Genomic DNA, 21,882 nt, shown 5'->3' on the forward strand with positions numbered 1-21,882 from the left:
CGGGTGTTCCTGAAACGTTCCCGGCCCGCGCCGGCTGCAAGGGGAGTGCGATGGCTGTGCAACCCGCTCGAGAATCGGCACCCGTCTCCATCAGGCTGCTCGGGCAGTTCAGCCTCGGCGCCGGGTCGGTCGCGCCGGCCGCTGCCAGCGGCACGCCGCCATCGCCGCTCGGCCGCCGCGCCGCCGAGCTGCTCCAGCTGCTGAGCCTGCAGCCGCAACGCAGCCTCATGCACGAGCAGGTGCTGGAGGCGCTGTGGCCCCACCTCGATCCAGGGGCCGGCAGCGCCAACCTGCGCAAGGCCGCACACCATGCGCGGCAGTTCGTCGGCGAGCGCGACGCGCTGGTGTTGCGCGGCGGCCGCGTGTTCCTGCTGCCCAACCGCAGCGTCGAATGCGATGCGGCGCGCTTCGAGCAGGCGGCCGACGAGGCGCTGGCCGCCGGCGACGCGGTCGCATGCAAGGCGGCGGCCGGGCTCTACGGGGGCGAACTCTTGCCGCAGTCCCGTTACGAACCCTGGACCGAGGCGCCGCGCCGGCGCCTGCGCGAGAAGTACCTGCAACTGCTGCGGCGCGCCGGGGACCTGGAGCGGCTGGTACGCGAAGAGCCGACCGACGAAGCCGCCCACCTGCAGCTGATGCGCGAGGAACTCGCCGCGGGCCGGCGGTCGTCGGCGCTGCGCTGGTACGGCCACCTGCGCGACCACCTGCTGCAGGGCATGGGACTGCGGCCCGGCCCGCAGGTCGAGGCGCTGTACCGCGAATGCATCGCCGGCATGGAAGGCGCTGCGCCGCGCTTCGTCGGCCGGGCACTGGAGCTGGTGCGCGTGCTGGGATGGCTGCGCGCGAGCCTGGCCGGGAAGCCGGGCGGTGTCCTGCTGCGCGCGCCGGCCGGCATGGGCAAGACAGCGTTCTGCCGCCGCGTCGCCGAAGAAGCGCGCGGGCTCGGCTGGCAGGTCCGCGCGCTGCAGGCGAGCGACTGGACCCGCCCGTACGGGATCACCAGCGACCTGGTCGAGCCGCTGCTGCGCGAGCACCCTGACGCGGCGCAGGCGATCGGTGCGCATGCACAGGCGGTGCTGGCCGCGATGACGCCGGCCGCCGGCAGCGCGCCGCCGCTGGCGCTGCCGCTCGGGCGGCACCAGATGGTGGGCGCCGTGCGGCGGCTGCTGCTGGCCACCGCCGACGGCAGGCCGGTGCTTCTGGTCGTCGACGACGCGCACGCGGCCGACGATGCCAGCATCGAGATGCTGATGCAGCTGGCGGCCAGCGGCCCGCCAGTCTTCGTGCTGCTCGCCTGCCGGCCCGCGCTGCCGGAACTGCTGGAGCGGCACAGCTCGCGCCTGGTGCGCGCCGGGCAGCTGGAAGCCATCGCGCTGGGGCCGCTCGCCGAGGACGAAGCGGCCTTGCTGGCCTCGCGCGCGGCACCCGCGGCCTTGCCGGCGGAGGCCGCGGCCGGCGTCGCGCGCTTGTCCGAAGGGATTCCCTTCGCGGTGATCGAGCTCGCCAGAGCGCCGCTCGCCGGCAGCCGGCCGGGCCATGCGAGCCTGCCGCGCACCGTGTCGGCGGCGATCGCCGGGCGCCTGTGCGACGCGGACCCGCCTGCGCTGGAGGCGCTGCGCCGGCTCGCGCTGTCGGCCGAAGTGTTCGACGTCGCCACCGCGGTGGCGCTGGCCGAGGACGAAGGACAGGACCCGCTCGCGCGGCTGGACCAGGCCCTCGGGGCCGGCGTGCTGGTGGTGCCGGACGGCCGCTATCGCTTCCGCCATGCGCTGCTGAGGCAGGCGCTCGTCGACGGCATTCCCCCGCACCGGCTGGTGGCGCTGCATCGCGATGTCGCCATGCGCCTGCAGCGCACCGGGGCGACGCCGGGACTCGTCGGCCTGCACTGGCTGGCCGCGGGCGATCCGGACCAGGCGCTGCCGTGGTCGCTCGCCGCGGCGCGCGAGGCGTTCCGGCTCGGCGCCTGCGAGGACGTGCTGCGCCACGTCGAGCCGCTGCTGGCGCATCGGCCGGCGCACCCGGAGGCGTTGGCACTGCGCGCCGAAGCCATGGACGCGCTGGGCCGTCCCGGCACGCTGGCGGCGTACGACGCGGCAGCCGATGTCGCCGCCGAAGTTCAGGCCCACGAACTGCGTGCCAAGCGCGCGCTCGCGCAAGTGAAGATGAGCGACCCACCCGGCGCCCTGAAGTATCTGCGGGACGTGCACCCGACCACCGTCGCCGGCCGGCTGGCCGAAGCGCTGGCCTACAGCGGGGCCGCGGCGCTCGGGTTCGGCGACCCGGCCGAAGGCTCGCGCCGGTCGGCCGAAGTGCGCCGGCTCGCGCTGGAAACCGGCGACGAAGGAACGCTGGTGATCGCGTCCTGGGCCCAGGCAGCGGCCGCGCACGCCCGTGGCGACCTGCATGGCAGCGTGTGGGCCGACCTGCAGGAGACCAGCCATTTGCCGCACCTCGCCGTGCGCGTGTTCGACGGCCACCTGTGCATCACGCAGCGCTTCCTGTACGGCGCGCGGCCGTACGCGGACGTCATCGCCTTCGCCGATGCGCTCGCCGTCGAGGCGCAGCGGCTGGGCGCGGCGCGCGGCCACGCCTTTGCCGTGACGCTGCGCGGCGAGGCCAAGCTGCTCAGCGGCCAGCTCGACGCGGCCGAGCAGGACCTGGTCGCCGGCGGCCGCCTGCACCGCGCGATCGGCGGGGCGACCGGCGAAGCGCTGTCGCTGCAGCGCCGGTCCGAACTCGCCATGTTCCGCGGCCAGCCCGACGTCGCGCGCGGATTGCTGGACGAAGCGCTGGACGTGGCGCGCCAGTCGGGCGTCGGCTTTCATCTGCTGGACCGCATCTACGGCACCCGCATCGCCCTCGCCCGCGACCCCGATGCCGCGCTGTGCGTGGTGGAGGAAGCCGCGGCGGCGGTGCGCGGCCCCCTCGAGACCTGCCCCGGATGCCGCATCACGTTCGCCATCCCGGCCACCATCGCGGCGGCACGGGCGCACGAGCTGGACCTCGCCGCCGAGCACGAGCGGGCATCCGACTACCTGGCCAACGTCGTGATGAAGCTGCCGGCCTGGTACGCCGCCTTGCACGAGGCGCGGGCGCACCTGGCGCTGGCCGGCGGCGACCGCGCGGCCGCGAGCCAGCGCTTTACCGCCGCGGCCCAGGGGTTCCGCGGCTGCGGTCAAACCCTGGACGAAGCCCGCTGCCGCGTCGCGGCGGCGGGGGAGTGAAACGCCGGTCGGCGCCGCGAGCCGGGCTCAGCCGGTGAAGCGGCCGTGCACGCGCCGCTCCAGCGCCAGCAGCAGCCAGCTGGCGGCGGTCGCGAGCACGACCAGGAGCAGCGCCAGCGCCACGATCACGTCCGGGTTGTTGTTCTCCATGGACTTGATCAGCAGGTAGCCGATTCCGCGCTGCGACGCGAACATCTCGCCGATCAGCGTGCCGAGCAGGGTCAGCGAGAAGCCGAGCCGGAAGCCCGTGACGATCTCCGGCAGGCTGGCCGGCACCAGCACGCGCAGGAACATCTGGCCGGGCGACAGGCGCATGGAGCGCCCGGCGCGGATGTACACGTGCGGAATGTTGCGCACGGCGTTCATCGTGAAGAGGATCACCGGAATGATCCCGTGCAGCGCGCCGAAGGCGATCTTGGCCGACATGCCGAGGCCGAACAGCAGCAGCACGACCGGATACAGCGTGATCTTCGGGATCGAATAGAGGCCCACCAGCAGCGGCTCGGTCACTTCACCCGAGAGGCGGTGCGCTCCGAGCAGCGCGCCGAGCAGCAGTCCGCCGACCAGCGAGATCACCAGGGCGACGGCGAAGGCGCTGCCGGTCTCCGCGGCGTGCCCCGCGAAGTCCGGCGCGGCCATCAGGCGGGCGAGCCGCTGCACGGTCGCCAGCGGCGCCGTGAGCACCTCGGGACCGGTGGCCAGCGACAGGAACTGCCAGCCGACGACCAGCGCCACGAGCAGCAGCAGCTTGTCCTGCAGCGCCGTCGACGCGGCCGGTGCCCGAGGCAATGCGTGCGCCGCCATTCAGCGCCCCCCGCGGCGCAGGTACAGGCGCCGCTCCCACGAGTACAGGATCGAGTTGAGCCCGCCGACGAAGCCGAGCAGCAGGATCATCAGGCCGTACATGGTGGCGTTGTCGAAGCTGTTGTAGGCGAACGCGATCTCGAAGCCGAAGCCGTCACCGCTCAGCACGAACTCACCGGCGATGACGCCTATGAACGAATAGACGATCGCGAGCTTGAGGCCGGTGAACAGGTAGGGCGCGCAGGACGGGAACACCACCTGCAGCATCTCCTGGCGCGTGGACAGGCGCATGGCCCGCGCCGTGCGCCGCAGCACCCGCGGCACCCGCTCGAAGCCCTGCAAGGTATTGAGCGCCATCGCGACGACGGCGAAGATGAAGCCGATCGCCACCAGCGGCCAGCGGTTGAGGCCGAACAGCACGATGAACAGCGGATAGAAGATGAAGGTGGGCACCGCGTAGTAGCTCGCCAGCAGCGGATCGGCGGCACGCCGCAGCCGCGGCAAGGCATAGAGCAGCCAGCCGCCGGCGAAGCCGCTCACCACCGCCAGCGAGCACGCGATCGCCACGTTGGACAGCGTGAGCAACATGTCACCGGTGTACTTGCCCGAGGCGAGCAGCCGCCACGCGCCTTGCACCATCAGCGACGGCGCGATCACGGCCACCGGATCGACCCAGCCCGCGCGGCAGGCCACCTCCAGCGCCAGGACCAGGATCGCCACCGCGACGAGCCGGATGCGTCCGGCGCGGCTCATCGCGCTCATGGCACGGCAGCCGCTTGGCCCGACGCCAGCGACTTCAGCGACTCCGCACGCAACGTGGACCACAGGCGGCCGGTCACGCGGCCGAAGCTTTCCTGCGCGACGATCGTGCTGTCGCGCTCGCGTGGCCAACCGGTGTCGACCAGGTCGAGGAACACGCCGGGCCGCGCCGACATGACGCCGACCCGGTCGGACAACATGGCGGCCTCGTCGAGCGCATGCGTGATCAGCAGGATGGTGGCGCCGGTGTCGCGCCACAACTTGAGCAGCTCGTCGCCCATGAGGAGCCGCGTCTGCTGGTCGAGGGCGCCGAACGGCTCGTCGAGCAGCAGCAGCCGCGGCCGCGTGACCAGGGTGCGAGCGATGCACAGGCGCTGGCGCATCCCGCCCGAGAGCTGCGCCGGATAGGCCTTGACGAAACCGCGCAGGCCCATGAAGGACAGCGCATGCTCGACGCGCTCGCGGATCTCCGTCTCCGGCAGCCCGGCGCGGCGCAGGCCGAAGGCAGCGTTGTCGTACACGCTGAGCCAGGGGAAGCTGGCATCCTCCTGGAACACGATGCCCACGCCGTCGGGCACCTTGCCCGCCACCGGCTGCCCTTCGAACTCCACGGTGCCGGCGGTGGGTACGGCCAGCCCCCCTAGCACGTCGAGCAGCGTCGACTTGCCGCAGCCGGAAGGTCCGACCACGGAGAAGAATTCGCCGCGCCGCAGGTCGAGGTCCAGCGGGCCCAGCGCGTGCACCGCCTGCCCACCGGGGCCGGCGGGATAGACCCGCGTCACCCCGCGCAGCCGCGCGTGGGGCTGGCCCCCGGCGGCGGCGTCCAGGTCCGCCGCACCGGTCAGGTCGCGGTTCACTTCTTGCTGCGCAGGTCGGCCGGCAGGTAGCTCTCGTCGATGACGGTCTTCCAGTCGAAGGGGCCTTCCGGAATCGCCTTGACCATCTGCAGGCCCTTGAGCATGAACTCCATGCCCTCGTAGTCGAACTCGCCGCGGCTCCAGTAGACGCCCTTGGCGCCCAGCACGCTCTCGATGGCGGTCTTCGCCTGCTCGGGCGGGATCTTGTATTCGCGGCCCATGATGGGCGCCGCCTCGGCCGGATTGGACTTGATGAACTCCACGCCCTTGCGCCGCGCCGCGATGATGCCCTTGATGACGTCCGGATTCTTCTGCAGGTAGTCGGTGCGCACGATGCCGACGGTCTGCGTCACGCGCGGCGCGATGTCGGTGGACCACCAGGCCACGCGGAAGTTGCCCTTCTCCTTGCTCCACACCGGCTCGGTCACGTAGGTCATGTCGACGCCGCCTTCGCGCAACGCCGTGAGGCCCGAGCCGATGCCGCCGACCGACTTGCGCTCCACGCTGCTGGCGAGGCCGTTGTTCTGGAGCATGACCGACGTGATGATGTCGGTCACCGACTTCGGGCTCGAATAGCCGAGCTTCTTGCCCTTCAGGTCGCCGAACTTCCTGAGGCTTTCGTCGTCCTTGCGGGTGATCCACACCTGGTCGGCCACCGACAGCACGCCGCCGTGCACGATGGTGAGCTTGACGCCTTGCTGGATGGCCGCGATCGCTGCCGGCAGCGCCACTTCGCCGTACGGAATCTCGGAAGCGAGCGCGTTGCGGATCGTGGTGCCGCCGCCGGCCGAAGTGATGAAGCCGGTGACGTCGAGCCCCGCGTCCGACTTGAACCAGCCCTTCTCCCGCGCGACGGCGAACGGCACGCCGTACATGCCGGTGCCGAAGTGGGTGACGGTGAGGTCCACCGCCAGCGCCGACGCTGCACCGAGAACGCCAGCGGCGAACGCCGCCGCACGAAGGAATCCGGACATGGTTGTCTCCAGTTTTTGTGCCGTGAATCGGAATGGCTCGGCCGGCGCGGGCCGGCGCGGGCCGGCGCCGGCGCGAAGGAAAACTGTAGTCACGGGTGGCGCGCGGCCACCACGGGGATTACCCCCGTGCACGAAGGTTCAACGCCGGACGAACTCCGCGCCGCCGGCGTAGATGCGGTTGAACACCGGCGCGATCACCAGCTCGTTGATGCACACGTGCGGCGGCATCTCGGCGATGAAGCGGATGGTGCGGCCCAGGTCGGGCTCCTGCAGCATGCGGGCCTTGTCGGCGTCGCTCGGCTCGACCGGCCGCAGCTTGAGGATCGGCGTGGCGGCCTCGCCCGGACACAGCGCCGTCGCGCGCAGGCCGTTGACGCCTTCCTCGATGTTGAACGAGTGGGTCAGCGCGATCATGCCGGCCTTGCTGGCCGTGTACGCCGGCCCGGTCAGGAAACTCAGGTGCCAGCCGGCGAACGACGCCACGTTGATGACGGTGCCCTGACCGCGCGCGCGCATGCCCGCCACCACCGCCAGGGTGCAATACGCGGCACCGTTGAGGTTGATCGCCACGACCCGCTCGAAGGTCGCCGCGTCGGTCTCTTTCCAGTACCGCTTGGGATAGTTGACGCCGGCGCTGTTCACCAGGATGTCGACGCCGCCGAATTCCCGCGTGATAGCCTGCGCCGTCGCGGCCACGGCGTCCTTGTCGGCGACGTCGAGCACGGCGGGGCGTATGGCTCCCCGCGGCGCGCCCTGCGCGACGGCCGACTCGATGGCGGCCTGCAGCTTCGCCTCGTCGCGGCCCGAGATGACGACGCGGCAGCCGGCGCGTGCCAGCTCGATCGCGCCGGCCAGCCCGATGCCGCTGCCGCCGCCCGTGATCCACGCCACCTTGGCGGCTAGCGATGTTCCCTGGGTCATGATGGTCCCGCCTGTTGCTGTCGACGCGCGATCGTAGTCAGGCCCGCCAGGCCGGTCAATCGCGCTTCACTTCCTGCCGCGTCCGCGGCGCGCCGGCGCGGCGGGCTTCGCCGCCCTCGCCTTGCCCGCCGGCGCCGCCCGCTGCGGCGCGGCCTGCTCGCGCGCCTGCTCCAGCCATTGCAGCGACTCCACGTGCAGCAGGAAGCGACGCAGGTAGTCCGGCGAGAGCTGGCGCATCAATTCCAGCGAATCAAGCACCAGCGCGTGCGAGTTGAGCGGCCCGGCGTTGGCCGGCTTGCGCAGCGCGGCCTGCGCCACCTGTTGCTGGCTGCGGCTGGCCGACCAGGCGCGCCGGAAGCGGCGCACGCTGGCCAGTTCGTCGGGTTGCTGCGATTCGCCCGCGAGCGCCGCGGCGTCCGCCGGCCTGGCGCCGCGGATGGAGCGGTTCAACTGGGCCAGCGCTTCGCTGCCCGCGCCGACCGGGACCGGCGCGGCGACCGGATGCAGGCCACGCACATTGACCGCCGCTGGCGGCGCCGCGGCGAGGCGCGCCGCATAGTCCGCGACGGCGGCCTCGAGCCGAGGCTGCAGGATGCGGCGAACCGCCTCCGGCTGCGCGGGCAGCCGCCGCGACAAGGCTTCGAGCCAATGGAAACGGGCGGGATCGATACGCCACGCGCCTTCGCGGCGCATTGCCGTGAGCGCCGCCTGCAGCGCAAGGGAGGCCTCCTGCGGGGGCTGCGCGTCGCTCATCGCCGCTCGCCGGCCCCGCCCGAGGACCGCGGCACGGGGGCCATCTCCACCCGACGGTTCAGCGCGCGTCCGTGTTCGCTGGCGTTGGAGGCGACCGGCTGCTCGGCGCCGAAGGCCGCGGCGAACACCTGGGACGAGGGCATGCCTTCCTCGATCAGCGCCCGCGTGACGGTGAGGGCACGCTGCGCCGACAGCTCCAGGTTGTCGGCGAAGCGCTGGTTGCCTTCCTGGATGCGGCGGTCGTCGGTGAAGCCGCTGACCATCAGCATCTCGCCGCGCTCGCCCAGGTAGACCCGCAGCGGGTGCACCAGGCTCCTGAGCAACTGCTGGCCCTCCGGCCGCAGCTGGTCCGAGTTCACCGGAAACAGCACGCTGCCGCTGATGCCGATGCGGCCGTCGTTGAGCGTGACGCGACCGGACGCCAGCGGAATCGCCAGCGCCTTTTCCAGCGCGATGCGGCGCTGCTCCTCGACGCGGCGCTTGGCGACCTCGGCCTGCAGGCTCGCCACCAGGTCCATCTGCACCACCAGCACGCCGACCAGCACCAGCACGAATGCGCCCACCAGTCCCGACATCAGGTCGCCGAACACGGCCCAGACCGGCGCCGCCTGCTGCGCGCCGGCGTCGCTGTCGTCCAGCTCCATCATCGGCGGGCCCCGTTGACCAGCGCGAGCGGCGTGGCCTGCGCCTGCCGCAGGTGCTCCACCAGGCCCTGCTGCGACGCGATGCTCAGGTCGATGACCTCGCGCGCCTGGGCCACGTAATAGGCCAGTTGTTCGTCGCTGCGTGCGGTGGAGCGCAACAGCGATGCTTCGATGCGCTGCAGCGCGGCGATCACCTTGTCGTTGGCCGCCTGGAACAGCTGCATCCCCTGGCCGAAGGCTTCGCCGACGCTGGCCAGTTCGATCGAGCTGGCCGCGACATGCGCCGCCGCGTCGGCCGCGCGGCCCGCATGGGCCTGCAGCACCTGGTCGAAGCGCTCCGCCGCTTGGTCCAGCACACCCGACGCGGATGCCACCAGCGTCTCGATCGCGGCCCGCTGCTCGCCCGCCGCGTGGTTCACCGCCTCCAGCAGCGAGCCCAGTTGTTCGAGCAGCGCCGTGCGCTCGCGCAGCGCCATGTTGTCGCGCTCGACCAGCCCGCTCGTTTCGTCGCGCAATCGGTCGATCACGCCGGCCGCCGCCTGCGCCACCTGCTCCATCCGCTCGCCGTGCTGCTCCAGCCAACGCGCTTCGGTCGCCATGCGCGAGCGCACCAGCTCCTCGGAGCCGGCCAGCAGCTGCGTCCACGCCTGCAGCCTGCGCTGCTCCGAGTCGGCCTGCTGCGCCTGCGCCAGCGCCAGGCTGTCCTGGACCGCGGCCAGCAACGAGCCGCTGCGCTGCTCGAAGCCCTGCGTGAACGACGCCAATGCCCGCTCCAGCGAGCCGGCGACGGCTTCGCCGGCTCGCGCCTGCTGCTGCAGGGCGGCGCGCCAGTGTTCCGACAGCTCGCGGCCGGTGGCGCCGAAGCGCTCCGACAGCGCGTCGACCTGCGCCTGCGCCGCATCGCCCAGCCTGGCATGCAGTTGCTGCGAGTCCTGCACGATCCGCGCCATGGCGGCTTCGACGACCGGCGTGATGCTCGCGCCCGCCGCGGCGGCGCCGGCGGCCAGGCTGTCCTGCAACGACGCACCGACGGCGCGCGCCAGTTCCTGGTAGGCCAGCGTCGCCTCGCGATGGAACTCGCCTTGCCGCGCCACCAGTTGTTCGTCGAGCTGACGCCCGCGCGCTTCGATGCGCTCCATCAGGGCTTCGAGCTGGTCGGCCACGCGCGGCAGCGCGCCGGCCTGCGCCTGCAGTGCGCGGAAGGTTTCGCGCCGCTGGTGCGACAGCGACAGCGGCCGCAGCACGGTGGCGATGCGCTGGTCCAGCTGCCGCGCCACCTCCAGCCGCTCGCGCCGGCTGATCGCGGACATCAGGCCCAGCATCGCCGAAGCCGCCACTCCGGCGACGGACGTGCCGAACGACAGCCCCAGCCCCTTGATCGGCTCGGCCAGCGCGGCGCGCATGGCCTGCAGGTCGGCCGAGCCTTCCAGCGCGAACACCGCGCCCTGGAACGTCACGATCATGCCGACGAAGGTGCCGAGCATTCCCAGCATCACCAGCAGGCCCACCAGGTACGGCGTGAGCGCCGGTCCGGGGAGCGCGCCGCGCTCTTCCTCGATGCGCAGCCGCACCGCCTGGCGCAGCGACGCCGGCACGCGTTCCAGCCAGTGCCGCGGTTCGGCCAGGGGCTCGGGAATGTCGGCGAGCGCCGCCGACAATCCGGCGTTCGCAGCGCGGAACTGCCGCAGCTCGAACGCGCCAAGCAGGTACACGCCTGCGATCGCGGCGGTCATGAAGAAGGCCAGCCAGTTCGAGCCGGCAAAGCCCAGGCCCACCCAGCCGACGAGCAGCAGGCCGATGGCAAAGGCCGCCGCGAAAAAACGCTTGCTCATTGATGATGTTCCGCTTCGTTGTTGCAGGCCTCGACCAGGCCCGCCACGGGTTCCAGGCGCAGGTCCAGTTCCGCGCCGAGGGCGAGCCGCCAATCCCGCTCGAAGGCGTGCAGCCAGCCGCCCGGCTCGCGCCAGCGCGCCGGATCGTCCGGCGCGCCGGACGCGTCGATCGCCTGCCGGTGCTCGCGGCGCAACCGGTCGAAGCGCCGTTCGGCGATCGCGGCGACGGTGGGCAGTACGCCCTGCTCGCGCGGGGCGAGCCATTGCTCGAGCGCCGCATCCAGCGCCGCGAGTTGCCGCAGCCGCGCCGACCGGCGGCAGATGGTCTGGCGCACGTGCTCGCGCAGGGGCCCGATCATCTGCTCCATGTGCCGCTGCAACTCCGCGTGGCGCTGGCGATATGGCGCGTAGCCGGCGTCGGGGTCCGGCAGCGGGTCCTGCGCGATCGCGTTGGCCAGCGCCGCCCGCGCGCGCTGCAGGTCCGCCTCCAGCAAGGACGACTGGCCGCGCGGCGCGGCCGTCGCTTCACGCGACGCGGGCGCCGGCGCGGTCACGGCCCTGATCGACTGGTGCGCGGCCTGCAATCCGATGGCGTCGAACGCGTTCAGCCACAGGCTCAGCCGCTCCGCGAAGTCCATGCCGGGCGCCTCGGCGGCCAGGGGGCGCCACTCGCCGAGCAGGCGAACGAGCCTCGAACTGCTGAACGTGCTCTGCAAAAAACAATCCTCTGCGCCCAGGCGGCGCCATTCGTAGCTTCTTCGTGGAAGGGCGGCGCAGCCGGCCGCTCGGGCGCACCTGCGGGGTGATCCGCGAGGGCGGTCGCCGGCGCCTCCTCGCGGGCGGGGAGGCAGTGGCACTGCAACCGTATTAGAAACGATCGGCGGCGGCTCCCGCCGCTTCCGGCACCGCTGCGCGGCGCTCCGCGGCGTCCATCCAGCCCTCCGGCGCAGCGAAGGCGCAAGGCAGTTGCGCCGGCGCACCGGGTCCGGACTTATTTCGCGGCGGCACGGCCGGGGCGAGCGCCGTTGCGGGTATCCTGCCCGGCCGACGCATGGACCCCATGGAAGACCCCAACCAGATCGAAGTCCCGCCTTCCTTCACCGCCCTCTTCGCCTCCCCTTCGGGGCACCGCCTGCTGCAACCGATGCCGGTGGTGCGCGAGCGCTACGAGCTGTGCGAGGACCTGGCGCAGATGCTGACCGAACAGGCGTCGAGCGTGATGTTCAAGTCGGGCCGCACCGAGCGCGAGGTGCTGCAGCAGATGCAACTGGCGTTGACTGGTCCCGAGTCCGTCGTCGAGCCCGCGGAAGCGGCCTGGGTGGTGAGGCGGCTGGCCGAACTGCTCGCCTGGGAGGCGCCGCCGGCGGACTGAAGCGGGCGCCTACCCCGGCTGACCGGGGGGCAGCGGCGGCCGGTTCTTGCGGTACGAATTCTTCACGGCGATCTTGTCGCCGCGGAACGTGAACAGGTCGCATCCGTTCACTTCGACCCGGCTGCCGTCCTGGCGCGTCCCGCGGAAGGTCCATTCGGACACGCCCCGGTCGCCGGCCACGAAATGCCGCGGCGAATCCCACAGGGCGTCCGGATACGTCGTCCAGACCTCCTGGAATCCGGCGCTCACCGCGTCCCGGCCCATCAAGGCGGTCCCGCACGCGTGCGGTCCTGCCGACGCCTCGAAGACGCAGTCGTCGGTCATGAACGTCATGAGCGCGGCCAGGTCGTGGCGGTTCCACGCGTCCGCGAATGCCTGCAATGTCTCTACGGTCATCGTCATCGTCGTCTCCCATGATCACGGGAAGCCTGCGCCAGGCGCGCCGTCGTGGCACGCAAGGAAACCCGCGCCGGCTGGCCCCGGCGCGCGGCAAGCATGGGTCGCGGCTGGCCACGGAGGCCTGTCCACGCAAGTAGTATCTGCGTGAACGGGCCCTGGAATGTTCCCATGCCAGACCACCTCAGCAAGCGCACGGCCGTGTTGCCGGTCATCGCCCGCAACCTGTGCACCGGTTGCGGCTGGTGCGTGGCCGCCTGCCCGGACCACCTGCTCGTGCTGGAGGTGGACGGGCAGCGCAGGAAGGCGGCCGAGTTGCCACGGCCCGAGCTGTGTCCAGGGTGCGGCAAATGCCTCCCGGTGTGCAACTTCCGAGCGATCAGGCTGGTGAAGCGGTCGGCGCAGGTCCCGGCCGGCGGCCCCTGAAGCCGCTTGCCAGCGCCGGCACAACCCGAGGAGCTCAGCCGAAGGCGCCTGCCTGGAGGTCGTGCACGAACAAGGCCGGCCAGCTGCGTCCCAGCTGGTAGACGGCGGCGAACAACGCGCTCTTCACGACGATGTGCGTGCCGATCGGGTCGCACTGCATGACCCGCACCTGAAGTTGCAGGTGGTGCTTCTGGCATTCGGCCACGATGTCCTCGAACTGGTCTGTCTGCGCCTGGGCAACGTCCATGCCGCCGATCGTAGTGAGCAGCGTTGTCGGACGGCACGCCGTCCGGGTGTCCGGCCCAGGGCGGATTTCACGCTTGGTCGAAGTGCGTGCCCTGCGCGCTTCAGTCGCCTTCGGCGCCGCCGAGCAGGTCGCGCAGGTCCTTCGCGCCCTGGCTTGCCGCGCCCGACTTCGTCGGCACGGTCTTCGGGTACTCGTCGGCGATCCGGTCTTCCCAGTAAGTGGCCGGATTCGGCGCGCTGCACAAGCGCCGGTACACCTCCTGCGGCACCTGCTTGTACGCCAGCACGGACCGGTTGTCCCAGTGCAGCTCCAGCTGTCCGGACGCCGGGTCGTAGTCGGCCCGCCTGATCCGGCCGCTCGTGAATGTCTTGGTGGGCATCTTCGCCTCCTGTTCGCCGCTGCCAGTCTACCTATCGCCGCACCCCCGACCCAGCACTGCCGGCATGGTCTTGCCACGGTCGGGCTGCACGAGGCGACGGCGTTTCCATACACTGCCGCTCCCACTTCAGGAGAGCGACATGCGTCCTGCGTTTCTCGTTCTTGCGGCCCTGCTGTCAGGCGCTTCCGGCGTCGCCCTGGCCAGCAGTTGCCCCATGCAGATGAAGGCGATCGACGACAAGCTCGCGTCCAAGCCGGCGCTCGGCGCCGCCGACGCTCAGAAGGTGAAGAAGCTGCGCGCCGACGGCGAGGCCCTGCACAAGGCGGGCAAGCACGCCGATTCCGAGAAGGCGCTGGGCGAGGCCAAGAAGATCCTCGGGATCTGAGGGGCCCGGAACGCGCGTCCGGCGGGGCGACCTGCTATACGATGGCCGTTCTCGGGGCGGCCGGTCCAGGCCGCGGCGGTCTCTCGCAGTCCGCGGCCCGCAGGCTACCGGAGCGGCGCGCTTGATGAACACCGAACTGCAGTTCCTCGCCGGGGGCGGCGAGATGGGAGCGCGCATCCGCGCCATGGACTGGAGCCGCACGCCGCTGGGCGCGCCGCGGCAATGGCCCCAGAGCCTGCGCAGCGCCCTGAGCATCCTGCTGCCCTCCAAGGCACAGATCGCGCTGTTCTGGGGCGACGACCTCGTCACCCTCTACAACGACGCCTACCGCCCGGTATTCGGCCGCAAGCATCCCGGCGCCCTCGGAAAGCCTATCCGCGAGGCCTGGGACGAGCTGTGGCGCGCCGGGCTCAAGGAGTTGTTCGACGACGTCCGCACGACCGGAGAGGCCTTCTGGGCGCGCGACCGCCTCTTCTTCATGGAGCGGCACGGCTACCTGGAAGAGACCTACTTCGACGTTTCCTACGACCCCGTCCGCGACGAGTCGGGCGCCGTGGGCGGCGTGTTCTGCATCGTGAGCGAAACGACCGGCCGGGTCGTCGGCGAGCGCCGCCTGCGCACCTTGCGCGACCTCGGGCACATCGCCCAGCGCGCCCAGAGCGTGGCCGAGGTGCACGCCGGCGCGGCGCAGGTGCTGGGCGCCAACAGCCAGGACATTCCGTTCGCGCTGGTCTACGGGCTGGCGCCGGACGGGAAATCGGCCAGCTTGCTGGGCCGGCACGGCCTGGAGGCCGCCTCGGCCGCGGCACCAGCCGTGCTGCCGCTCGACGGCGGCGCCTGGCCGCTGGCAGCGGGACTGCAGGTGCTCGACGGCAACGAAGTCGCCGCGCTCGGCCCCTTGCACGGCGGGCCGTGGCCGGAGCCGGTCTGCCAGGTGGCCGTGGTGCCCTTCGCATTGCCGGACCAGCCGCCGCTGGGCTGGCTGGTGGCAGGGGTCAGCCCGCGCCGCCGCAGCGACGAGGACCACCGCGATTTCCTGCGGCTGGCCGGCGCCAACATCGCGGCCGCGGTCGCCAGCGTGCGCCACACCGAAGACGAGCGCCAGCGCGCACGGATGCTGGCCGAACTGGATCGTGCCAAGACGACGTTCTTCAGCAACGTGAGCCACGAGTTCCGCACGCCCCTCACGCTCATGCTGGGCCCGATGGAGGACGCGCTGGCCGACCGCGAGCAGGCGCTTCCGGCCGCGCAGCGCGAGCGGATCGAGCTCGCGCGCCGCAGTGCGCTGCGGCTGCAGAAGCTCGTGAACAGCCTGCTGGGCTTCACGCGCGTCGAGGCCGGACGCGCCCGCGCGCGCTATGCGCCGACCGACCTCGCGTCATGCACGGCCGAGCTCGCCAGCGCGTTCCGCTCCGCCATCGAGAAGGCCGGCCTGCGCCTGGCCATCGACTGCCCCCCGCTGCCGCAGCCGGTCTTCGTGGATCGCGACATGTGGGAGCAGCTGGTGCTCAACCTGCTGTCCAACGCCCTCAAGTTCACCTTCCACGGCGAGATCGCGGTGCGCCTGCGCGCCGTGGACGCCGACGTGGAGCTTCAGGTGCGCGACACCGGGATCGGGATCGCGCCGGCGGACCGGCCGTACGTCTTCGAGCGCTTCCGCCGCGTCGAAGGCGCGCGCAGCCGCACCCACGAAGGCACGGGCATCGGACTGGCGCTGGTGAAGGAGCTCGCCCGGCTGCATGGCGGCAGCGTGGCCGTCGAGAGCGTGCCGGACCAGGGAAGCACTTTCACGGTGCGCATCCCGGCGGGGCGATCGCACCTGCCCATCGACGCCGTGACCCAGGAGGCGGAGCCGCGTGGCGGCGGCTGGGCCGCGTCCTTCGTCGAGGAAGCGTTGCGCTGGCTGCCCGACCCGCCTGCCGCGTTCGACGAAGTGGCGCAGTCCCCTGACGAGGCGGCCGCGCGCACGGCGCGGCGCGCCCGCGTCGTGCTGGCCGACGACAACGCCGACATGCGCGCCTATGTCGCCCGGCTGCTGGCGCCGGCCCATGACGTGGAGGCGGTCGCCGACGGCGAGGAGGCCCTGGCCGCCGTGCGGCGGCGGCGCCCGGACCTCGTGCTCTCCGACATCATGATGCCGCGCCGCAGCGGCCTGGAGCTGCTGCAGGCGCTGCGCGCCGATCCGGCCACCGCGGCCATCCCGTTCGTCCTGCTCTCCGCGCGCGCCGGCGAGGACTCGCGCATCGAAGGCCTGCTGGCCGGCGCCGACGACTACCTGGAAAAGCCCTTCGGCGCGCGCGAACTGCTGGCCCGCGTGGCGGCCCGCCTGGAGATCGCCAGGCTGCGCAGCGAGGCCGACGCGGTGCTGCGGCAGCGCGAGCAGCAGCTGCGCTTCATCACCGACCAGGTGCCGCTGCTGATCCTCCAGATCGACGCGCAGCAGCGCTACCGCTTCGTCAATGCCGCGTTTGCCCGGCGCATCGGCATCCCGGCCGAGGCCCTGGTGGGCCGCCACCCGAGCGAGGTGATCGGCCAGTCCAGCTACGAGGTCTTCCAGCCGCTGGTGGAGCGCGCGCTGGCCGGCGAGCGCGTCGAATTCGAGGTGCTGGTGCCGTACCAGCGGATGGGCCCGCGCTGGATGCATGGCGTGTATGTCCCCGACGTGGCGCCGGACGGTCCGGTGCAAGGTTTCGTCGCGGTGCTGAACGACGTCACGGAACGGCGGGCGGCCGAGGAGGAACTGCGCCTGCGCGAGGAGCGGCTGCGCGCCATCGTCGACACCACGCCGGAGTGCATCAAGCTCGTGGCCGCCGACGGCACGCTGCTGCAGATGAATCCGTCCGGCCTGGAGATGGTGGGCGCGCCGTCGGCGGAGGCCGTGGTCGGCCACAGCGTCTACGCCCTGATCGCGCCCGAACACCGGGACGCGTTCCGCCGCCTCAACGAGTGGGTGTGCCGCGGCGAGCGCGGCCGCCTGGAGTTCGACATCGTGGGGCTGCGCGGCGAACGCCGGCGCATGGCCACCCATGCGGTCCCGCTGCGGATGCCCGACGGGCGCAACGCGCAGCTGTCGCTGACCCGCGACATCACGCTGCAGCGCGAGGCCGAGGACCTGCTGCGCGAGGCGGATCGGCGCAAGGACGAGTTCATCTCCATCCTGGCGCACGAACTGCGCAACCCGCTGGCGCCGCTGCGCAACGCCCTGCACCTGCTGCGCGCGCGCCGGGTCGAGCCCGCCGCCGCCGACCGCCTGCATGCGGTCATGGAACGCCAGACGAATCACCTGGTGCGCCTGGTCGACGACCTGCTGGAGATGTCGCGCATCAACCGCGGCGACTTCGAGCTGCGCCAGGAAGCGGTGGACGCCGCAGCCGTCGCACGGCACGCGATCGAGACCAGCGAACCGCTGATCCGCGAGTGCGGACATCGCCTCGACGTGGACCTGCCCGACGAGCCGCTGCCGCTGGCGGGGGACGCCGTCCGGCTGGCGCAGGTGCTGGCCAACCTGTTGAACAACGCGGCGCGGTACACCGACCGCGGCGGCAGGATCACCTTGCGCGGCCGGCGCCACGGCGCGGAAGCCGTGCTCTCGGTCGCCGACAGCGGCATCGGCTTCGATCCCGCCGAGGGGGCCTGGCTGTTCGGGATGTTCACGCGCGGGGATCGTTCCACGGGGCTTGGAATCGGCCTGGCCCTGGCCAGGAAACTGGTGCAGATGCACGGCGGCAGCATCGAGGCGCGCAGCGAGGGCCTGGGCCGGGGCGCGGAGTTCATCGTGCGGCTGCCGCTGGCGGCGCAGGCGGCGCTCGAGCCGGCCGCGGCCGCCCCCGAACCGGAAGCTGGTGCGGCTGCCGCGATCGGGCCGGTAAAGGTCCTGGTGGTGGACGACAACCACGACGCCGCCGACACGATGGAGATGCTGCTGCGGGTGCTGGGGGCCCAGGTGCGGGTGGCGCGTGACGGGCCGCAGGCGCTGGAGGCTTTCATGCCGTTCGACCCCGATCTGGTCCTGCTGGACATCGGGATGCCCGGCATGGATGGCTACGAGGTCGCGCGCGCGCTGCGCGGACGCCACGCCGGTCACCGGGCCCGCATGGTGGCGCTCACGGGCTGGGGCCAGGAGGCCGATCGCCAGCGTGGGCGCGAGGCGGGATTCGACCATCACCTGGTCAAGCCGGCCGACATCGCCGCGATCCAGGCGCTGCTCGCCGAACTCAGTGGCGCGGCGGCGGCACGAGCGTGACCGCGGGCCGCCCGGCGCTGGACAGGCCCCCTCTTCTGCGGCTCAAATGGGTGTCCTGCCAAGCCAGAGGCGATCAGCGACCTGCCCGATCGACGGCCGCAACCTGAAGGAGTCCCCATGTCGAACCACGTCTACAAGACCCTCGAACTCACCGGATCGTCCACCACAGGCATCGAGGATGCGGTGAACACTGCGATCGCCAAGGCGCACGAGACGGTGCGCAACATGCAGTGGTTCGAGGTGGTGGAGACCCGCGGCCACATCCAGGACGGCAAGGTGGTTCACTGGCAGGTGACGATCAAGATCGGATTCACCCTCGAGTAGCGGCCGGCCGCCCGTATCGCAGCCGCTCAGCCGGCGCCGCCGCCGCGGACGGCGCTGGCACGTTCGCGGCGTCCCACCACCTCGACCGATGGCAGGGTGACGCGCGCCGTGTCGCGCGAGAGCACGCCGGTCGCGTTCTGCACCGCCTGCTGGCTCTCGTGCCGGGCGGTCACCACCGCCAGCACCAGCAAGAACGCGATCGCGACCGCGGCGCCGATCCGCAGCGGCGCGGAGAGCAGGGATTGCGGTGCGTTGGCGCGGATGGCAATGCTGGCGTTCATGGTCTTCTCCTGGCGGGATCGGCTTCGATGAGTGGACTCTAGGCGCCTGGTCCGTGCCCTTCCAGCACCGTGCGACGAACTGCACAGGCACGCGATGAACTGCAGGACGCGGGGATGAACCGCTCAGCCAGGGGTCGGGCGTGCCGTCCCGACGCCGGGCTCGCTGGCCGCCGCCTGTAACTTCAGCCAGTGGGAAAACGCCTCCACCGCCGGGTGGGCGCCCAGCGCGCGCCGCCGGCACAGGTAATAGCCGCGCCCGGTCGAAGCGGCGCCAGGCACCGGGATCACCAGCCGGCCCGACGCGAGATCGGCCTCGACCATGCACTGCTGCACCACGGCCACGCCCATCCCCGCTCGCGCGGCCTCGATCAGGTTGATCACGAGGTCGAAGCCGGTGCCGCGCCAGCCGGCCGGCAGCGCCGCGCCCACCGCGCCGGCCCACAGTTCCCAGTTCTCGGGGTAGATCGAGTGGTACAGCAAGGGCCGGGCGAGCAGTGCCTGCACCGTGCCCGCCTTGCGCGCCAGCCGCGGCGTGCAGACCGCGACGACTTCGCGTCCGACCAGGTACCGGGCCGAGATCTGCCTCGGCCACTGCTGGCGCGACTGCTGCTTGAGCGCGATCCACAGGTCGACGTCCTCGCGCTGGAAGTCGTCGTCGCGGTGGTACTGGCGGAACTCCAGCTCGATCTCCGGATGGCGGGCGCGGAAGTCCTCCAGCCGCGGCATCAGCCAGAGGTTGCCCAGGCTGGTCACCACCGCCAGCCGCAACCGCATGCGGTCCGAGCGGCGTCGCAGCTGCTGCGCGGCCTCCTCGAGCGCGGCGACGGGCGCCTCCACGCGACGGCGCAGCTCTTCACCGGCCGCGGTCAGGCGCACCCCCGCGCCGGAGCGGGCGAGCACGTCGACGCCCAGTTCCTCCTCCAGCCGCAGGACGGCGCGGCTGACGGCAGCCTGGGTGACATGGAGCTGGTCGGCCGCCTTGCGGAAACTGCCGGTGCGGGCCACCGCCAGAAAGGCATGCAGCTCGACCAGCGACGGGCTCCGGATCGGCATGGGGCGATTACATCATGTCATCACCCGCGCCGAAAAAGTCGTTGGACCGGCGCGAACCGGAACCTTACCCTCGCCGCCAGTACCAACCAGCCCAACCATGAACACCCGTCATTTCCTCCAGGCCGTGGCTTGCGCCGCCGCCCTCGCCGCCGCCGGCGGCGCCTCCGCCCAGCCATCCTTTCCCGACCGCCCGATCAAGCTGGTCGTGCCGTTCGCGCCGGGTGGCTCCACCGACCTGGCGGCCCGCCTGATCGCCGAATACGGCAGCCGCGAGCTGGGCCAGCCGGTGGTCGTGGAGAACAAGGCCGGCGCCGGCGGCTCCCTGGGCATGGAATTCGTCGCCAGGTCCAAGGCCGACGGCTACACGCTGGGCATGGCCACCGTCAGCACCCACGGCGCCAACCCGGCCGTGTACGGCAGCAAGCTGAAGTACGACCCGGTCAAGGACTTCGCCCCGATCACCAACGTGGCGACCACGCCCAGCGTCTTCGCGGTGCACCCGAAGAACCCGGCCAAGACGATGAAGGAGTTCGTCGCGCTGGCCAAGGCCAACCCCGGCAAGTACAGCTTCGGCAGCCCCGGCACCGGCTCGCTCGGGCACGCCAACATCGCGCACTTCGCCGCGCTGGCGAAGATCGACCTGCTGCACGTGCCGTACAAGGGCGCGGGGCAGGCGATGAACGACGCGCTGGCCGGCCAGGTCGACGCGATCACCGACAACCTGCCTTCGGCCCTGCCCAACATCAAGGCCGGCCGCCTGCGCGCCCTGGCCGTGCTGTCCGAGACCCGCTCGCCCGCGCTGCCCGACGTGCCGACCTACGGCGAACTGGGCTTCCCGCAGATGGGCGGCGGCGGCTGGTTCGGCGTCGTGGCGCCGGCAGGGACGCCCCCCGAGGTCGTGGCCAAGCTCAATGCCGCCTTCCACAAGGCGATGAAGAACCCCGAGTTCGCGAAGAAGATGGACGAGTCGGGCGCGAAGCTGATTCCCGGCACGCCCGCCGAGTTCGGCAAGCAGATCCAGCAGGCGATGGAGCGCTACCAGCGCGTGTCGCAGATGGCCAGGATCGCCCTGGACTGACGGTCCATGGCGCAACCCTTCACGCTGCTGCCGCCGGCAGCGGCGGCCGTGCCGCTGGTGTGCGACTCGCCCCACAGCGGCACGACCTACCCCGACGACTACGGCCACGCCGTGCCGCGCGAACTGCTGCGGCGCGGCGAGGACACCCACGTCGAAGCGTTGTGGCAGGCCGTGCCGGACGTCGGCGGTACGCTGCTGCACGCGCATTTCCCGCGCACCTACATCGACGCCAACCGCAACGTCGACGACCTCGACCAGGACTTGCTGGACGCGGCCTGGCCCGAACCGCTGGCGCCCAGCGAGAAGAGCCGCCTCGGCTTTGGCCTGGTGTGGCGCAACATCCGCGCCGGCACGCCGATCTACGACCGGCCGCTCACGATCGCGCAAGTGCGCCACCGCATCGACGCGTACTACCTGCCTTACCACGCGGCGCTGGCGGCCAGCATCGAGCAGACGGCACAGCGTTTCGGAGCCGTCTGGCACCTGAACCTGCATTCCATGCCCAACGACGCCTACGAGCGGCTGCAGATCCGCAGTCCGCATCCGCTCGCCGACTTCGTGCTGGGCGATCGCGACGGCACCACCTGCGAGCCGGAGTTCGTCGACCTGGTCGAGCGCGAACTGCGCGCGCGCGGCTACACGGTGGCGCGCAACGACCCTTACAAGGGCGTGCAGCTGATCGCGCGCATCGGCCAGCCCCAGCGCCGGCGCCACAGCCTGCAGATCGAGATCCGCCGTCCGCTGTACATGGACGAAGCCACGCGCGAACGCAACGACGGGTTTGCCCGGGTGCAAGGCGATCTCACGGCCGTGCTGCACACGCTGGCGGCCTACGTGAAGGACCGCACCGGGGCCCGTTGAGGCGCGCGGTCTTCACGCACTCGGCCGCGGGGGGATTCGCACCGGCCGGAGCGGGAAAACCCGAAGGTC

General features: G+C 71.9%; 21 protein-coding genes and 3 pseudogenes. 10 read left to right on the top strand and 14 right to left on the bottom strand.

Annotated features, from left to right (window positions below; genetic code table 11):
• Positions 1–50: 50 nt before the first annotated feature.
• Positions 51–3,224: an ATP-binding protein gene (locus tag RAMLITH_RS21775; RefSeq protein WP_168109546.1), complete on the top strand. Its 3,174-nt coding sequence runs from the start codon at positions 51–53 to the stop codon at positions 3,222–3,224.
• A gap of 27 nt (positions 3,225–3,251) precedes the next feature.
• Here the strand turns inward: RAMLITH_RS21775 and RAMLITH_RS21780 are convergent, their stop codons facing one another.
• From RAMLITH_RS21780 to RAMLITH_RS21820, 9 genes are all read right to left on the bottom strand, one after another.
• The gene (locus RAMLITH_RS21780) at positions 3,252–4,028 is read right to left on the bottom strand and encodes an ABC transporter permease (RefSeq protein WP_168109547.1); all 777 of its coding nucleotides are present in this window, start codon (positions 4,026–4,028) and stop codon (positions 3,252–3,254) included.
• The gene (locus RAMLITH_RS21785; RefSeq protein WP_168109548.1) at positions 4,029–4,781 is read right to left on the bottom strand and encodes an ABC transporter permease; all 753 of its coding nucleotides are present in this window, start codon (positions 4,779–4,781) and stop codon (positions 4,029–4,031) included.
• 5 nt (positions 4,782–4,786) lie between these two features.
• Positions 4,787–5,644 (bottom strand): ABC transporter ATP-binding protein, encoded by an 858-nt coding sequence (locus RAMLITH_RS21790; RefSeq protein WP_337786191.1) that lies wholly within the window; start codon positions 5,642–5,644, stop codon positions 4,787–4,789.
• On the bottom strand, positions 5,641–6,618 hold the full coding sequence (locus RAMLITH_RS21795) for an ABC transporter substrate-binding protein (RefSeq protein WP_168109549.1): 978 nt from the start codon (positions 6,616–6,618) through the stop codon (positions 5,641–5,643). Before RAMLITH_RS21795 ends, RAMLITH_RS21790 begins: the two co-directional genes overlap by 4 nt.
• 138 nt (positions 6,619–6,756) lie before the next feature.
• Positions 6,757–7,539 carry an SDR family oxidoreductase gene (locus RAMLITH_RS21800; RefSeq protein WP_168109550.1) on the bottom strand — a complete coding sequence of 261 codons (783 nt, stop codon included), beginning with the start codon at positions 7,537–7,539 and terminating at the stop codon, positions 6,757–6,759.
• 66 nt (positions 7,540–7,605) lie between these two features.
• A complete protein-coding gene (locus RAMLITH_RS21805) occupies positions 7,606–8,292 on the bottom strand; it encodes a DUF2894 domain-containing protein (protein ID WP_168109551.1) in 687 nt (228 codons plus the stop codon).
• On the bottom strand, positions 8,289–8,939 hold the full coding sequence (locus RAMLITH_RS21810; protein WP_168109552.1) for an OmpA family protein: 651 nt from the start codon (positions 8,937–8,939) through the stop codon (positions 8,289–8,291). The genes RAMLITH_RS21805 and RAMLITH_RS21810 overlap by 4 nt, the downstream gene beginning before the upstream one ends.
• Positions 8,936–10,768: a DUF802 domain-containing protein gene (locus RAMLITH_RS21815; RefSeq protein WP_168109553.1), complete on the bottom strand. Its 1,833-nt coding sequence runs from the start codon at positions 10,766–10,768 to the stop codon at positions 8,936–8,938. Before RAMLITH_RS21815 ends, RAMLITH_RS21810 begins: the two co-directional genes overlap by 4 nt.
• Positions 10,765–11,484 (bottom strand): DUF3348 family protein, encoded by a 720-nt coding sequence (locus RAMLITH_RS21820; RefSeq protein WP_168109554.1) that lies wholly within the window; start codon positions 11,482–11,484, stop codon positions 10,765–10,767. Before RAMLITH_RS21820 ends, RAMLITH_RS21815 begins: the two co-directional genes overlap by 4 nt.
• 335 nt (positions 11,485–11,819) lie before the next feature.
• On the opposite strand from RAMLITH_RS21820, the gene RAMLITH_RS21825 reads away from it, so the two are divergent.
• Positions 11,820–12,140, top strand: a complete 321-nt coding sequence (locus RAMLITH_RS21825; protein ID WP_337786192.1) for a hypothetical protein — start codon at positions 11,820–11,822, stop codon at positions 12,138–12,140.
• Positions 12,141–12,149: 9 nt separating this feature from the next.
• Here the strand turns inward: RAMLITH_RS21825 and RAMLITH_RS21830 are convergent, their stop codons facing one another.
• Positions 12,150–12,542, bottom strand: coding sequence for a nuclear transport factor 2 family protein (locus RAMLITH_RS21830; protein ID WP_168109555.1), 393 nt, complete (start codon positions 12,540–12,542; stop codon positions 12,150–12,152).
• Between the two features lie 165 nt (positions 12,543–12,707).
• Here RAMLITH_RS21830 and RAMLITH_RS21835 point away from each other — a divergent pair, with 165 nt between their 5' ends.
• Positions 12,708–12,962: an ATP-binding protein gene (locus tag RAMLITH_RS21835; protein ID WP_168109556.1), complete on the top strand. Its 255-nt coding sequence runs from the start codon at positions 12,708–12,710 to the stop codon at positions 12,960–12,962.
• Between the two features lie 34 nt (positions 12,963–12,996).
• On the opposite strand, the gene RAMLITH_RS21840 is transcribed toward RAMLITH_RS21835, so the two are convergent.
• Positions 12,997–13,209, bottom strand: a complete 213-nt coding sequence (locus RAMLITH_RS21840; protein ID WP_168109557.1) for a hypothetical protein — start codon at positions 13,207–13,209, stop codon at positions 12,997–12,999.
• A gap of 100 nt (positions 13,210–13,309) precedes the next feature.
• Positions 13,310–13,588: a KTSC domain-containing protein gene (locus tag RAMLITH_RS21845; protein WP_168109558.1), complete on the bottom strand. Its 279-nt coding sequence runs from the start codon at positions 13,586–13,588 to the stop codon at positions 13,310–13,312.
• A gap of 139 nt (positions 13,589–13,727) precedes the next feature.
• On the opposite strand from RAMLITH_RS21845, the gene RAMLITH_RS21850 reads away from it, so the two are divergent.
• The 5 genes and pseudogenes from RAMLITH_RS21850 (at position 13,728) to RAMLITH_RS21860 (ending at position 18,540) form a co-directional block, all read left to right on the top strand.
• Complete coding sequence (locus tag RAMLITH_RS21850; RefSeq protein ID WP_168109559.1) at positions 13,728–13,973, top strand: hypothetical protein; 246 nt, start codon at positions 13,728–13,730, stop codon at positions 13,971–13,973.
• A 184-nt stretch (positions 13,974–14,157) separates the two neighbouring features.
• A pseudogene (locus RAMLITH_RS21855) lies at positions 14,158–17,295 on the top strand (PAS domain-containing protein); the annotation flags it as partial.
• A 159-nt stretch (positions 17,296–17,454) separates the two neighbouring features.
• Positions 17,455–17,754, top strand: a pseudogene (locus RAMLITH_RS26280) (sensor histidine kinase); the annotation flags it as partial.
• A gap of 102 nt (positions 17,755–17,856) precedes the next feature.
• Positions 17,857–18,216, top strand: a pseudogene (locus tag RAMLITH_RS26285) (response regulator); the annotation flags it as partial.
• A gap of 117 nt (positions 18,217–18,333) precedes the next feature.
• Positions 18,334–18,540 carry a dodecin gene (locus tag RAMLITH_RS21860; RefSeq protein WP_168109561.1) on the top strand — a complete coding sequence of 69 codons (207 nt, stop codon included), beginning with the start codon at positions 18,334–18,336 and terminating at the stop codon, positions 18,538–18,540.
• Positions 18,541–18,566: 26 nt separating this feature from the next.
• On the opposite strand, the gene RAMLITH_RS21865 is transcribed toward RAMLITH_RS21860, so the two are convergent.
• Both RAMLITH_RS21865 and RAMLITH_RS21870 read right to left on the bottom strand, forming a co-directional pair.
• A complete protein-coding gene (locus tag RAMLITH_RS21865) occupies positions 18,567–18,821 on the bottom strand; it encodes a hypothetical protein (RefSeq protein WP_168109562.1) in 255 nt (84 codons plus the stop codon).
• Positions 18,822–18,944: 123 nt separating this feature from the next.
• Positions 18,945–19,874 (bottom strand): LysR substrate-binding domain-containing protein, encoded by a 930-nt coding sequence (locus RAMLITH_RS21870; RefSeq protein ID WP_168109563.1) that lies wholly within the window; start codon positions 19,872–19,874, stop codon positions 18,945–18,947.
• A gap of 97 nt (positions 19,875–19,971) precedes the next feature.
• Here RAMLITH_RS21870 and RAMLITH_RS21875 point away from each other — a divergent pair, with 97 nt between their 5' ends.
• Both RAMLITH_RS21875 and RAMLITH_RS21880 read left to right on the top strand, forming a co-directional pair.
• Positions 19,972–20,952 carry a tripartite tricarboxylate transporter substrate binding protein BugE gene (locus tag RAMLITH_RS21875; protein ID WP_168109564.1) on the top strand — a complete coding sequence of 327 codons (981 nt, stop codon included), beginning with the start codon at positions 19,972–19,974 and terminating at the stop codon, positions 20,950–20,952.
• Between the two features lie 6 nt (positions 20,953–20,958).
• Positions 20,959–21,813: an N-formylglutamate amidohydrolase gene (locus RAMLITH_RS21880; RefSeq protein WP_168109565.1), complete on the top strand. Its 855-nt coding sequence runs from the start codon at positions 20,959–20,961 to the stop codon at positions 21,811–21,813.
• Positions 21,814–21,882: the final 69 nt, after the last annotated feature.

Source organism: Ramlibacter lithotrophicus (assembly GCF_012184415.1).
Taxonomy (GTDB): domain Bacteria; phylum Pseudomonadota; class Gammaproteobacteria; order Burkholderiales; family Burkholderiaceae_C; genus Ramlibacter; species Ramlibacter lithotrophicus.